This is a genomic window from Micromonospora sp. NPDC005252, from assembly GCF_042872475.1.
Classification (GTDB): Bacteria; Actinomycetota; Actinomycetes; order Mycobacteriales; family Micromonosporaceae; genus Micromonospora.
Window position 1 is genome coordinate 101,925 of record NZ_JBIAKN010000008.1, and the last position, 13,026, is coordinate 114,950.

Below are 13,026 nucleotides of genomic sequence, written 5' to 3' on the forward strand. Positions count from 1 at the left end.
GGGGTGGGGGCAGGCGTGCGGAACCGCGCTCCCGCTAGGCGGGGGCGCGGTTCGCGGTGTTCGGGGTGGGTGCCGGGTCAGGCGACGTTGCGCTGGGCCGGGACCGTCGACTTGTGCGGGCGGCCCAGTCGCGCCTCCAGGCGGGCGACGTCGACCCGGATCTGCCGGCGGTCGGCCAGGTCCTCCCAGCCGACGGCGAGCAGGCGCAGCCGCTCCGACTCGCTGAAGCCGCCCCAGACGCCGTACGGCTCGCGGACCGACAGGGCGTGCGCGGCGCACTCGGCGCGGACCGGGCAGGCCCGGCAGACCGACTTGGCGGCGGACTCCCTGCGCAGCCGGGAGGAGCCCCGCTCCCCGTCCGGGTGGAAGAACTGGGCGCTGTCCCGGCCCCGGCAGGCACCGAGCCGCTGCCAGTCCCAGAGATCGACGATGGGTCCGGGCAGTCTACGTACGTTCGACATCAGCACCCCTCCTCCCGCGCGGCACCGCGAGACTCTTGTGGCCGGCTTCCGGGCGGCGGGCCGCGCAGGCGCACCGTTCCCGGCCTGGATTTCCCGGTACCCGGGCTGCCGCCGGCTCACACGTGTGTGATCCAAAACGTCTGGCAACTCGCGGCTTTTGCCCTATCTGTCGGAAAAGTTCAGATGATTGCCGGGAACCCCCTCCCCAGCCGACGCCGTCATGGTCTGCTCGTGTGCGGAGAGGAGACCACCACAGTGCGTACCGTTCTTGTGTGCGTTCGGACACCGCTCGCGGCTCAGCACCTCAACTCTGCTGCCGCGCGGCTGGGGTTGTCCGCGATCGTCCGTACCGCCGTCTCCGATCCCGAGGTGATGCTGCGACTCGCCGAGCGCCCGGCCGACGTGGTCCTGGCCGACACGGCTCTCACCCGGCCGGACAGCGCGGGTTTCGTCCGCCGGGTGCTGGCCCGCGCGCCGCAGGCCGCGGTCCTGCTGCTCGGCGCCGAGGAGTCCGAGGCCGCCGCCGCCACCATCAGCGCTGGCGCCCGGGGTCTCATCCAGAACGCCGACCACGACCTGACCAGCGCGGTCGCCAAGGCCCTGCTGCTGCTCACCGCACCCGGCCGAGCCTCCCGGCAGCGGGTCACCGACCCGGCCCGGGACACCGCGGCGGTCGGTGGGTCGGGCCGCTCCGCGCCATCGGTACGCGGCTCCGCCGAACCCGGCTGGACGGCCGCGCCCGGCGACGGGTCGCCGGGCATGCCGTCGGTGCCGGTGCAGCGGGGTGACGACGAGGTCGAGTCGGCGACCGACGGGTCGGCAGCCGGCCAGACCGACCCGACCCGGCCCGCCCCGAGCGCCCGCCCCAACCGGGCGTCGATCGGGCTCACCGAACGGGAACTCCAGGTGCTGCTGGGCATGGCCGAGGGCAAGAGCAACGCGGAGATCGGCCGGGAACTGTTCGTGTCCGAGGACACCGTCAAGACCCATGCGCGACGGCTGTTCCGCAAGCTCGGCGCCCGGGACCGCGCCCACGCGGTCGCCGCCGGCTTTCGTGCCGGCCTGGTCTCCTGACCCACGCGGCCCCGCCCCCGGCGGGGTCAGCCAGCGGTCACTCGCCGGTGGTGGCGGTGCCCGGTTCGTCCTCGGTGCCCTCGGTCAGGGTGTCGTGCACCCCGTCGGCGTAACCACGGGCGTAGTCCCAGGTCACGTAGTGGTCCGGGTCCGGGTCGTACGCCGGCTCGTGCACCCGGGGCCGCCCCGAGTTGAGCAGGTGCCGCAGGTTGCCCCGCAGCAGGTCCCAGTCGAAGTAGTGCGGTTCCCGGCAGTCCTCGCATTCGATGACCAGCCCGCGCACCCCGATTGGCGCCAGCAGGGCCTGGTAGATCTCCAGGTCGGCGAGGTCCTCCAGCACATCCTGCCGCTCGACGTCGGTCAGCGGATCCGGCGTCGCGTCGTCGCCCGGGTCGTCCAGGCCTGCGGTCGGGTCGGCCGGGTCGCCGTTGAACGGGTCGATGGGCTCGTCGTGCACCCCCTCACCGTAGACCCAACGCGGCGCGAACGTCCGCCCCCCGGCACCGCGCCCACGCGGCCGCCGCCGACGGAGGTCGCCCAGGTCACTGGGTACGATAGGACGACGTGCCGGCACCGTGGCGTGCTCCGGTGCCCGCCCGCGCCACCTCGCTGAAGCCCATCCGAGCAGCTCAGGAGAGCAATCGTGGAAAATTCGCCCAGCACCGATCTTCCGGCCGGCGTCGAGCACGCCGATCTGGGCGGCCACCTGCCCGAGCTGCCCGCCGGCTCGGCCCGGGTCGTTCCGCTCGGGCTCACCTTCGATGACGTGCTGCTCCAGCCGGGCGAGTCGGACGTCGTCCCCAGCCGGGTCAACACCCGGACGAAGCTCACCCGCGGCATCGAACTGACCGTTCCGCTGCTCTCCAGCGCCATGGACACGGTCACCGAGGCGCGCATGGCGATCGCCATGGCCCGCCAGGGTGGCATCGGCGTGCTGCACCGCAACCTCTCCGTGGAGGACCAGGCGCTTCAGGTCGACCTGGTCAAGCGCTCCGAGTCCGGCATGATCACCAACCCGGTGACCGCCAGCCCGGACGACACCCTGCGCGAGGTCGACGAGCTGTGCGGGCGCTACCGCATCTCGGGTGTCCCGGTGGTGGACGGCGATGGCCAGCTGGTCGGCATCGTCACCAACCGCGACATGCGTTTCGTCTCCGAACCGAGCACCCCGGTCCGCGAGATCATGACCCGGACGCCGCTGGTCACCGCCACGGTCGGGGTGAGCAAGGACGACGCGCTGGCGCTGCTGCGTCGCCACAAGGTCGAGAAGCTGCCGATCGTGGACGACTCGGGTCGGCTGCGCGGGCTGATCACCGTGAAGGACTTCACCAAGAGCGAGCAGTACCCGAACGCCACCAAGGACGACGCGGGCCGGCTGCGGGTGGCCGCCGCCGTCGGTGTCGGCGAGGACTCGTACAAGCGGGCCCGCACGCTCGTCGACGCCGGCGTCGACGTGCTGATCGTGGACACGGCGCACGGGCACCAGCGGGCCGTGCTGGACATGGTCCGCCAGCTCAAGAAGGACGTCACGATCGACATCGTGGGCGGCAACGTGGCCACGTACGCCGGTGCGCGCGCGCTGGTCGAGGCCGGCGCCGACGGGATCAAGGTGGGTGTCGGTCCGGGCGCGATCTGCACGACCCGGATCGTGGCCGGAGTCGGCGTCCCGCAGATCACCGCGATCATGGAGGCGGCCCGTGCCGCCCGCCCGGCCGGCGTCCCGGTGATCGGCGACGGCGGCATCCAGTATTCGGGCGACATCGCCAAGGCCCTGGTCGCCGGCGCCGACACGGTGATGCTCGGCAGCCTGCTGGCCGGCTGCGAGGAGAGCCCCGGCGAGCTGATCTTCATCAACGGCAAGCAGTACAAGGCGTACCGCGGGATGGGCTCGCTCGGCGCGATGCAGTCCCGGGGGCAGGCCAAGTCGTACTCGAAGGACCGGTACTTCCAGCAGGACGTGCTCGCCGAGGACAAGCTGGTCCCCGAGGGTGTCGAGGGGCAGGTGCCCTACCGGGGCCCGCTGTCCGCGGTCGCCCACCAGCTCACCGGCGGGCTGCGGGCCGCGATGGGGTACGTCGGCGCGGAGAGCATCCCCGAGCTGCACCGGCGTGGCCAGCTGATCCGGATCACGGCGGCGGGGCTCAAGGAGAGCCACCCGCACGACATCCAGATGACCGTCGAGGCGCCCAACTACCACTCCCGCTGACCATCCCCCAACAACCTGGAGTCCCCCATGCGTGACGTGGTCGAGATCGGGCTGGGCAAGACCGCGCAGCGCGGTTACCACCTGGACGACATCGCCATCGTGCCGAGCCGCCGGACCCGGGACGTCGACGACGTCTCGACCGCGTGGCAGCTCGACGCGTACCCGTTCGGCATCCCCTGTGTCGGGCACCCCTCGGACGCCACGATGAGCCCGTCCTCGGCGGTCCGGCTCGGTCAGCTCGGCGGTCTCGGCGTGCTCAACGTCGAGGGGCTGTGGACCCGCTACGAGAACCCGACGAAGGTGCTGGAGGAGCTGGCCGGCCTCGACGAGGACGCCCGCGCCACCAAGCGGCTCCAGGAGGTGTACGCCGAGCCGATCCGCCCGGACCTGATCGCCGAGCGGGTCCGCGAGCTGCGCGCCGGAGGCGGCACGGTGGCGGTGCGGGTCTCCCCGCAGCACACCCTGGCGCTGGCCCCGGTCATCCTGGACGCCGGAGTGGACATCCTGGTCATCCAGGGCACCATCGTGTCGGCCGAGCACGTGTCGACGACCGACGAGCCGCTGAACCTCAAGGAGTTCATCGCCGACCTCGACCTGCCGGTCATCGTCGGCGGCTGCACCGACTACAAGACGGCCCTGCACCTGATGCGTACCGGCGCGGCCGGCGTGATCGTCGGCATCGGCGGCGACGAGTGGTCGACGACCGAGTCGGTGCTGGGCATCCGGGTGCCGATGGCCACCGCGATCGCCGACGCCGCGGCGGCCCGTCGGGACTACCTCGACGAGACCGGCGGCCGGTACGTGCACCTGATCGCCGACGGCGACATCCAGACCTCCGGTGACATCGCCAAGGCCCTCGGCTGTGGCGCGGACGCGGTGATGCTCGGCGAGCCGTTGTCGCTCTGCGACGAGGCGCCCGCCGGCGGCGCCTGGTGGCACTCGGCGGCCAGCCACCCGTCGCTGCCCCGCGGCGCGTTCGAGGTCGCCGGTGAGCCGCTCGGGTCGATGGAGCAGCTGCTCTTCGGCCCGGCGGACGAGGCCGACGGTCAGCTCAACCTGTTCGGTGGGCTGCGCCGGGCGATGGCCAAGTGCGGCTACCGCGACCTCAAGGAGTTCCAGAAGGTCGGCCTGGTCCTCGACCGCTGACCTGCCGTTCAGACGCCGGAAGGCCGGCCCCGCCACGTTGCGGGGCCGGCCTCCGTCGTACCGGGGGCGTGCCGGGGGTGGGCCGGCGCGTCAGCCCTCGGTGAACTCGACCCAGTTCAGGTTGCCCAGGCCGCTGGTCGGACCGCCCGGTACGGCGGCGTAGACCAGGTAGAGCCGGTGCGCCCCGGCCGGCTGGTCCACCGGCACCGTCGTGCTGGTGAAGGCCGCGTTGCCGGTGGTCGCGTTCACCGTCGCGGTGGCGACGAGCGGGCCGGTGGGCGAGTCGAGCCGCAGCTCCACCGCCGCCCGGGGAGTGCCGGCGGTGGCCGCCGAGCCGCCGGAGTGCCGCAGGGTAACGCTGGACACCCCACCCAGGTTGATCGGGTCGAAGGCGATGTGGTCGCCCGGGTCGATCCCGCTGACGTGCTGCCCGCCGCCGGTGTCACCCGTGGTGGCGACCTCGACGCCCTGCTTCACCTGGGCGTACTCGGCCTGCTGCCGGGGTGTCTGGATGATCGCCTGGCCGACCGTGGTGAGGGGGGCCTGGCCGCCGCCACCGAGGTCGGTGTACGAGGCGCTGATCCCGCCGTACAGGTACCCGCCGGCGTGGTCACCGCCGTCGGCGGGGGTGGCGAGGGTGCCGGTGCAGCCGGTGGTGGAGCTGTCCGGGTGGCCGTGGCTGTCGTGGCCGAGGACGAAGGTCACGGTGACCCGTGCGCAGTCCACCGGCCCGTCCTCGGGGTCGGTCACCGTGACGGTGAACGGCACGCTCTCGCCCCAGGTGAAGAAGCTGCCGCTCACCGGGGAGGTGACGGTCACCGTGGGCGCGGTGTTGCCGACCACGATCTCCTTGGTGAGCACCGCGGTCTTCCCGCTGGAGTCGGTCACCGTCAGCTTCGCGGTGTACGTCCCGTTCGCGGTGTAGGTGAACGACGGGCTCGGGTCGGCCGAGTCGACAGTGCCGTCGCTGGTGAAGTCCCAGGCGTACGAGATGGACTCGCCCGGGTCCGGGTCGTAGCTGCCGGCCGAGGAGAACCGCACCGTCAGCGGTGCCGTCCCGGAGGTCGGTGTGGCGTCGAGCTTCGCCACCGGCGACCGCTTGCCCTTGACGTAGCGGATCACCGAGAGCTGGGCGTCGGGGTTGGCCCGGAAGAAGCCGTCGCCGTACTCCAGCAGGTAGAGCGAGCCGTCGGGGCCGAACTCCATGTCCATCGGGTTGTCGAACACGACGCCCGGCAGGAACTGCTCCACGCCGGTCAGGGTGCCCTTGCCGTCGGTGCGCATCATGAAGATCTTGTCGCGGGTGAACTCACCGAAGACCACCGCGTTCTGGTAGTACTCGGGGAACTTCACCTCGGAGGTCGACGCCGGGTCGTACGAGTAGATCGGGCCGCCCATCGGGCCGACGCCGCCGGTGCCGATGACCGGCCATGTGAAGTCGCAGCCGACCGGCGGGGTCTCCAGGTACGACCCGGCACACGGGGTGCGCCCGTCGAAGGTGTACCAGAACTGCGGCTGCTCGACCTTCGGCAGCACCCGCAGGCCGGTGTTGCGGGGTGAGTCGTTGACCGGGGCGCCGCAGTTGAACGGGGCGCCGGAGGTCCGGGTGACGAAGTCGTAGTCGATGTACGGCAGGCTGGGCGAGTAGCAGTACGGCCAGCCGTAGTTGCCGGCCTTGTTGGTGGCGAACCAGCGGCCGGTGCCGTCCGGGCCGCGGGTGGCGCTGGGTACGCGGGAGTCCGGCGAGTAGTCGCCCACGTAGACCATGCCCTTGGCGTCCACGTCGTACCGGAACGGGTTGCGCAGCCCCATCAGGAAGATCTCCGGCCGCGTCTTCCCGGCGGTGTCCTGCTCCTCCGGGAAGAGGTTGCCCTTGGGCACGGTGTACGTGCCGTTGGCCCGCACCTTGATCCGCAGCAGCTTGCCGCGCAGGTCGTTGGTGTTGGCGGCGGAGCGCTGCGCGTCGTAGCCGGGGCCCTGGGTCGGCGACTCGTTGATCGGGGTGTAGCCGTCGGAGCCGCCGGCGTTGGTGTCGTCCCCGGTGATCAGGTAGAGCAGCCCCTTGCCGTCGAACTTGACCTCACCGGCCACGTGGCAGCAGATGCCACGGTCGGTGTCGACCCGGAGGATCTGCTGCTCGGTGCTCATGTCCAGGTGCGGGGTGGGGGAGTCCACCAGCTTGACCCGGGAGAGCTGGTTGTAGCCCTTGAACCTGTCCCACACGGTCGGGTCGGTGGAGGTGACCGGCGCGTCGCCCTCGTTGACGCCGGGGGTGGCCGGGTTGTCGACCGGGGTGTTCAGCTTCGGCGCGTAGTAGATGTAGACCCACCTGTTGGTCGCGAAGTCCGGGTCGATCGCCACCGACTGGAGGCCGTCCTCGTCGTGCTGGTACACGTCGACGGTGGTGATCACCGGGCTGGCGCCGGTGGCCGGGTCGTAGAACCGGACCTCGCCGCCGCGGGTGTTGTGCAGCACCCGGCCGTCCGGCAGCACGGCCAGCGACATCGGCTCGCCTGGGTCGTCGTTGAGGGTGACCTTCTCGTAGTTGCCGAGCACGGTGGCGCCGCAGTCGCCCTCGACCACACCGGCGGACCACCGGATGCCGCCGAGCAGGTGCTCACGGAACTTCGCCGAGCGGTACGTCTCGATGCTGTGCCCGAGGCCCGTGTAGAAGGAGCGGCCGCCCTGATAGTCCTTGCACCAGGTGACCGGGTGGTCGTACCCCATCGTGCCGCCGGTGTAGGTCTTCTCGTCCACGGTGGCCAGCACGTGCGCGGCGCCCCGGACGTTGCGGTCGAAGTTGTACCACTCCTCGGTGAGGGTGAGCGTGCGGGGCAGCGTCTCGGACGCCGGGTGGGCGCGGTCGGCCACGTCCACCACGCCGCGGCCGACCGGCGAGGCGGCGGCCGCCTTCGCGCCGACGAGGTTCTGGTAGAAGGCCCAGTCCGGCTCGGTCTCCGCCGCCGCGTGGACGCCCACGTAGCCGCCGCCCGCCTTGACGTACGCCTCGAAGGCCGCCTCCTGGCTGGCGTTGAGTACGTCGCCGGTGGTGTTGAGGAAGACCACCGCACGGTACTTCGCCAGCTCGGCGGCGGTGAACACGGCGGCGTCGCGGCTCACCGTGACGGTGAAGTGGTTCGCCTTGGCCAACTGCTGGATGGTGTCGACACCGTCGGTAATGGACGCCCGGCGCTCACCGGCGGTCTTGGTGAACACCAGCACCCGGTAGGTCTGCGGAGCGCGCACGGCGGCGCGGAGCGCGGCCGGTCCGTTCTCGACCACGGACGGCGCGATCGGGGGCGCGTCGTCGGCTGGTGCGGCGGTGGCGGGAACGGCGGAGGTGAGGGGGATGGTCAGGATGAGTCCAGCGGCGACGGCGAACCATCGTCGTCCGGTCGGTCGGGTCATCGTTCCTCCGGTGGTCGGCAGGCGCGTGGCATCCCCGGCCTGTTCGGGCCGGCAGCGCGACTGCGGTGGGGGATGGACCGGGCGCGTCCCGTCGCCGTACGGGAGGCGCGGGTGCGCAGGGCCGGTGCTCGACCGGCCCGTCACCACCTGCCGGCGGCTGGGCCGGCGGGGTGGGACGCGGCCGGCGTCGGACGGACGCCGGCCGCGCCGGAGGTCACTTCTTGAGGTAGATGGTCAGGTCCGACATGTTGCGGTAGCTGAGCGCCGCAAAGTCCAGCGACTGGGCCCGGTTGGCGGTGCCGCCGGGGGCGGTGTCCATCTCCCAGTTGGCGTGGTGGAAGTCCCGCTCGCCGATGGTCTGGAAGAACTGCTGGAAGTTGATGTCGCCCTCGCCGAGCGGGGTCATCTGGTGACCGTTGGGCACGCTGGTGTCCCGGTCGCCGTCCTTGGCGTGGAAGAGCGGGAACCGGGTGGTCCGGTCGGCCACGTTGAGGATCGGGTCGAACAGATCGGTCACCTCGCGTCCGGCCGGGTCGACGTACTTCTGGTGCTTGTAGCGGGCCACGTAGCCCCAGTAGATGTCGAACTCGAAGAAGACGTACCGGGGGTCGGTCCTGCCGAAGAAGTACTCCAGCCGCCGGATGCCCGACGAGCGGGTCGGGCGGCCCTGCGCGTCGAGCGGCCCGGAGTCGAGCAGGAAGCTGTACGCGACGTCGTGGTTGTGCGTGTAGAGGCGCATGCCCCGGGCGTGCGCCTGCCGGCCCAGCTCGTTCCAGGTGTCGGCGGCGGCGTCCCAGTCGGCCTTGTACGCGCTGTTGGTCGGGTCGCTTCCGGTGCCGATGTTCTTCATGCCGAGTTCCTCGGCGATGTCCAGCTGCTGCTGGAACGTGGCCGCCTGGATCGAGGCGTGCGTGCCGTTGGCGACCAGGCCGTTGTCGTCGAGGATCTTGCGAATCTCGGTCGGGGTGATCTGCCGGCCCAGGATCTCGGTGTTCTGGGTGTAGCCGGCGAACTCGATCTCCTTGTACCCGATCTCGGCGAGCCGGGCGAGGACACGCTCGAAGCCGTACGGCACGCCGCTGTCGTCGGGGGCGGCGGTGATCCGGTCCCGGACGCTGTAGAGGATGATGCCGCGGTTCTTCGACGGAATCAGCGGCTCGACCCGCAGCTTGCTCTTGCCCTTGTCCTTGGGGTGGGCGAGCGCGGGGGTGCCGGTGGCGAGGACCGGCAGGCCGGCGGCGCCGAGCGCGGCGGCGGCTCCGGCCGACGCGGCAAGCAGGGAGCGGCGGCTGAGCCGACCGGCAGATGAGGCGTTGGGTGCGGTGTGATCTGGCATTGTTCCACCTTTCGCGACGGTGGTGGCCGTCGATGACGATCAGCAGAGGTGCGACGAGGGGTCAGGTCGCGGGCGCCGCCGAGCGCCCGATCCGCGTCCCGGTGAAGCCGAGGGCGTGCCCGGGTACCGCGAGTCGAAGGGGCAGTTTCCACGCCGTCGCTGCGGCGTGGTGGTGCGGGACGCCGGTCCCGTCCATGGACACGATCGGCTTGAATGTTCCGAGCGCGTTACATCTTGGAGACAGACACTAACGTCGGTCGAAGCCAAAAGAAAGCATCGATCCGCACGAACTTTTGTTTGTTTAAGCGAAAGTAACCGATGATCGTCAATATGCGCGTCGGGTCCGATGACGCTGGCTACGCTCGTCGTGACCGAGGGACGAAGGAGTCGTGCATGGTCCTGACCGGACGCACACCGTCCCGCCGGCTGGCCGCCGCCCTCACGGTGCTGAGCTGCGCCGTCACGCTGACCGCCGCCGGGTGCACGGGCGACGACGACGGCGGGTTCCGACCCGGCGCCGCGGACGTCGGCGACCCGTACGTGCCGGGCCATGGCAACGGCGGTTACGACGTCACGCACTACGGGCTGGACGTCCGCTACGACCCGAAGACCGACCGGCTCACCGGTCGGGCGACCATCACGGCGACGGCCACCCAGGATCTGTCCCGGTTCAACCTGGACCTGGTCGGCCTGGACGTCGGCGCGGTCACCGTCGCCGACGAGCGCGCCAAGCACCGCCGCGATGACGGCGAGCTGGTGGTCACCCCGCGCGACCGGCTTCCGCGCGGCCGGACCTTCACCGTGGCGGTCGACTACGCGGGAGTGCCCACCGCCGTGACCGACGGCGAGCTGGGCAGCGGCGGCTTCCTGCACACCGACGACGGGGCGATCGCTCTCGGTCAGCCCGACTCCGCGGCCACCTGGTTCCCGGTCAACGACCACCCGTCGGACAAGGCCAGCTACGACATCGCGGTGACCGTCCCGGACGGACTGTCCGCGCTGAGCAACGGGGTGCCCGGGCCGAAGAGCAGCGCCGACGGGTGGACCACCTGGCGCTGGTCGGAGCGCACCCCGATGGCGAGCTACCTGAGCACCCTCGTGATCGGAAACTATCGGGTGGTCAACGGCGAGCACGCCGGACGACCGCTGGTCACCGCGGTCGCGGCGAGCCTGCCGGCGAACGGTGGGGCGGCCGGCTCCCTGGCCCGCACCGGCGAGATCGTGGACTTCCTGGCCAGCCGCTTCGGCCCGTACCCGTTCGACTCGTACGGCGGGATCGTGGTCGCCGACGACCGGATCGGGTACGCGTTGGAGACCCAGTCCCGGCCGGTCTACGGGCCCGCCTTCTTCACCGACGACCATCCCAACCCCGGCGTGGTGGCACACGAGCTGGCCCACCAGTGGTTCGGCGACAGCGTGTCCCTGCACCGGTGGAGCGACATCTGGCTCAACGAGGGCTTCGCCAGCTACGCCGAGTGGCTGTGGGAGGAGCACGACGGCGGCCGGACCGCGCAGCGCAACTTCGAGCTGCAGTACGCGTCGACCGACTGGTCCCAGCCGTCGGTCGAGCCGGGACGGGAGCGGATGTTCGGCACCGCCGTCTACAAGCGCGGCGCGCTCGCCGTGCACGCGCTGCGCCGGACGGTCGGTGACGACACCTTCTTCCGCATCCTGCGTACCTGGACCACCGAGCGGGCGGGCGGCACCGCCACCACCTCGGACTTCGTGGCGCTGGCCGAGCGGGTGGCCGACCGGCAGCTACGGCCGCTCCTCGACGCGTGGCTGGTGGGCGGAGCGGCACCGACCCTGCCGTGACGGCCTCGTGATCATCTGTCGATAGGCTGCCGCCTGCGATCAGGCAGGAGCGCCGGTCGCGCGGGGTGGCCAGGCCCCCCGCACCGGGTGTACGGGGAGGGTTCGTGATGCGGGGAACGCGGCGCAGGCTGCGGGTGGGTGCCGGTCTGCTGGTGACCGGGGCGCTCGTGCTGTCCGGATGCGACTCGTCCACGAAGGAGGCCGCGGCCCCGACGCCGAGCGCGTCCCCGACGCCGTCGCGGACCTTCACCGCCGGGGCGGCCGGGCTCGGGGACGCGTACTTCCCGACGTACGGCAACGGCGGGTACGACGTCGGGAAGTACACCGTGAAGGTGCGCTACGACCCGGCGAAGGACCGGCTGACCGGTACGGCAACCGTGCAGGCCACGGCGACGGCGGACCTGTCGACGTTCAACCTCGACCTGGCCGGTCTGACCGTCAAGACGGTCACCGTGGACGGCGCACCGGCCACCTACACCCGGGACAAGAACGAGCTGGTGATCAAGCCGGCGGCCGGCCTGATCACGGGCAACGGTTTCGTCGCGGAGATCGTGTACGAGGGGGTGCCGAAGCCGCTGAAGAACGAGGTGCTCGGCGAGGGCGGGTTCCTGCACACCGCCGACGGCGCGATCGCGCTGGGCCAGCCGGAGTCGGCGAGCACCTGGTTCCCGGTCAACGACCACCCCTCCGACAAGGCGGCGTACGACTTCGAGGTCACCGTCCCGCAGGGCCTGACCGCCGTCAGCAACGGCGTGCCGGGCGGCAACACCACCAAGGACGGCTGGACCACCTGGAAGTGGTCGGAGAAGTCGCCCATGGCCAGCTACCTGAGCACCGTGGTGATCGGCAAGTTCCGGATCACCACCGGCCAGCACAAGGGGAAGCCGGTCTACAGCGCCGTCACCACCAAGGTGGCCAAGGGCGCGTCGGACGCGTCGATCGCGCAGACCGTCAAGGTGGCCGACTACCTGGAGAGCGTCTTCGGGCCGTATCCGTTCGACGCGTACGGCGGCGTGGTCGTCTCGGACAGCCGGATCGGGTACGCGCTGGAGACGCAGAGCCGCCCGGTCTACTCCGCCGGCTTCTTCCGGCGTGGCGAGAACACCGAGGTGGTCGCCCACGAGCTGGCCCACCAGTGGTTCGGCGACAGCGTGGCGCTGGCCAAGTGGGAGGACATCTGGCTCAACGAGGGCTTCGCGACGTACGCGGAGTGGCTGTGGGCCGAGCACACCAAGCAGTACACCGCGAAGCAGGCGTTCGACATCCGCTACGAGCGGGTGCCGGCCGCGGTGTGGAAGACCCCGCCGGGCAAGCCGGGGGTGAAGGACCTGTTCAGCGAGTCGGTCTATCAGCGTGGCGGGATGACCCTGCACGCGCTGCGGGTGGCCGTCGGCGACAAGGCGTTCTTCCAGATCGTCAAGACCTGGGCGGCGGAGAAGCGCAACGGGACCGCCACCACCGCCGAGTTCGTGGCCCTCGCCGAGCGGATCTCCGGCAAGCAGCTCGACGCTCTCTTCGAGGCGTGGCTCAACGGCACCAAGAAGCCCGCCCAGCCCAAGAAGCTCTAGGAAGGTGTGCCG

8 protein-coding genes and 2 pseudogenes are annotated in these 13,026 nt (G+C 71.2%); 6 read left to right on the forward strand and 4 right to left on the reverse strand.

Going from position 1 to position 13,026, the window contains the following annotated elements; all coding sequences use genetic code 11:
* Window positions 1–77: 77 nt before the first annotated feature.
* Entirely contained in the window at window positions 78–461 is a 384-nt protein-coding gene (locus tag ACFYPH_RS22525; RefSeq protein WP_234589302.1) for a WhiB family transcriptional regulator, read from the reverse strand.
* Window positions 462–716: 255 nt separating this feature from the next.
* On the opposite strand from ACFYPH_RS22525, the pseudogene ACFYPH_RS22530 reads away from it, so the two are divergent.
* Both ACFYPH_RS22530 and ACFYPH_RS22535 read left to right on the forward strand, forming a co-directional pair.
* Window positions 717–1,260 (forward strand): annotated as a pseudogene (locus ACFYPH_RS22530) (helix-turn-helix transcriptional regulator); the annotation flags it as partial.
* 71 nt (window positions 1,261–1,331) lie between these two features.
* Window positions 1,332–1,535 (forward strand): annotated as a pseudogene (locus ACFYPH_RS22535) (response regulator transcription factor); the annotation flags it as partial.
* 37 nt (window positions 1,536–1,572) lie between these two features.
* On the opposite strand, the gene ACFYPH_RS22540 reads toward ACFYPH_RS22535, so the two are convergent.
* Entirely contained in the window at window positions 1,573–1,992 is a 420-nt protein-coding gene (locus ACFYPH_RS22540; RefSeq protein ID WP_354855353.1) for a DUF5319 domain-containing protein, read from the reverse strand.
* 186 nt (window positions 1,993–2,178) lie between these two features.
* On the opposite strand from ACFYPH_RS22540, the gene guaB reads away from it, so the two are divergent.
* Complete coding sequence (guaB, locus tag ACFYPH_RS22545) at window positions 2,179–3,741, forward strand: IMP dehydrogenase (protein WP_354855354.1); 1,563 nt, start codon at window positions 2,179–2,181, stop codon at window positions 3,739–3,741.
* Window positions 3,742–3,768: 27 nt separating this feature from the next.
* Window positions 3,769–4,887, forward strand: coding sequence for a GuaB3 family IMP dehydrogenase-related protein (locus tag ACFYPH_RS22550; protein WP_354855355.1), 1,119 nt, complete (start codon window positions 3,769–3,771; stop codon window positions 4,885–4,887).
* Window positions 4,888–4,977: 90 nt separating this feature from the next.
* On the opposite strand, the gene ACFYPH_RS22555 is transcribed toward ACFYPH_RS22550, so the two are convergent.
* Window positions 4,978–8,295, reverse strand: a complete 3,318-nt coding sequence (locus tag ACFYPH_RS22555; protein WP_387184337.1) for a ThuA domain-containing protein — start codon at window positions 8,293–8,295, stop codon at window positions 4,978–4,980.
* Window positions 8,296–8,509: 214 nt separating this feature from the next.
* Entirely contained in the window at window positions 8,510–9,631 is a 1,122-nt protein-coding gene (locus ACFYPH_RS22560; RefSeq protein ID WP_354855357.1) for a sugar phosphate isomerase/epimerase, read from the reverse strand.
* 393 nt (window positions 9,632–10,024) lie between these two features.
* Between ACFYPH_RS22560 and ACFYPH_RS22565 the strand changes: the two genes are divergently transcribed.
* Both ACFYPH_RS22565 and ACFYPH_RS22570 read left to right on the forward strand, forming a co-directional pair.
* Window positions 10,025–11,446 (forward strand): M1 family metallopeptidase, encoded by a 1,422-nt coding sequence (locus ACFYPH_RS22565; protein ID WP_354855358.1) that lies wholly within the window; start codon window positions 10,025–10,027, stop codon window positions 11,444–11,446.
* A gap of 107 nt (window positions 11,447–11,553) precedes the next feature.
* Window positions 11,554–13,014 carry a M1 family metallopeptidase gene (locus tag ACFYPH_RS22570; RefSeq protein WP_355139158.1) on the forward strand — a complete coding sequence of 487 codons (1,461 nt, stop codon included), beginning with the start codon at window positions 11,554–11,556 and terminating at the stop codon, window positions 13,012–13,014.
* The last annotated feature ends 12 nt before the right edge of the window (window positions 13,015–13,026 follow it).